The organism is Photobacterium sanctipauli (genome assembly GCF_003026495.1).
GTDB classification, from domain to species: Bacteria; Pseudomonadota; Gammaproteobacteria; order Enterobacterales; family Vibrionaceae; genus Photobacterium; species Photobacterium sanctipauli.
Map to the genome: position 1 here is coordinate 1 of NZ_PYMA01000050.1, position 642 is coordinate 642.

A 642-nucleotide genomic window follows, 5' to 3' on the forward strand; every position below is an offset into this window, starting at 1 on the left:
TGTCTCGTGGGCTCGGGCTGTCGGCAAAGCCGGCCAACTGCCGGCTGTCGGTGAGGCTTTTTTGGGTATCAAACCGTTCGACGAAATGGGTTCCCAGTTTTTCGAGGAAGGTTCGGGCAAAGAAATTATCTTTGAGTTCGGATTTGGCGACGAATTGATGGTCTTTACCGGTTGCTGCCAAGAGTACCAGGCCGTCAAGGTAGCTGGCATGGTTGACGATAACCAAGTAGGGGGAATCACCACTGGGTAGGTTGTCGATACCCGTGATCTCCATTTTGGTCCGGGTGAGTTTCATGAGCATTCTGGCCCCCCAACGGGCTACGGACCAACATGCTTGCCGGGAAGACAAAAGCGCCACCAAAACCCATACCGGTGGTGCCAATAGCGCCATAATTAGCCACATGTAGAACGCAAATCCCCAGTCTGCAGCCAAGCGTTTGAATCGGGTAAAAGCCGGCTTGGCACTGGATATGAACAAGCGGGTTGCTTGCCACCATACCGCACGTTGTGGGGCATTGAGTTTGTTCTCCTCGAATAACGTCTTGCATGCAGAGCGGCGGATCTTGCCACTGGACGTTTTGGGCACCGTATGGGGTGGGCAAAGCGCTACCACATCAGTGGGAATACCAAGCAGGTTGATTG

The 642-nt window shown here is 53.7% G+C and carries 1 protein-coding gene; it reads right to left on the reverse strand.

Annotation, left to right across the window (positions count from 1 at the left end; genetic code table 11):
- On the reverse strand, window positions 1–642 hold a 642-nt coding region (locus tag C9I98_RS26400; RefSeq protein ID WP_211318350.1), incomplete at both ends, for a lysophospholipid acyltransferase family protein.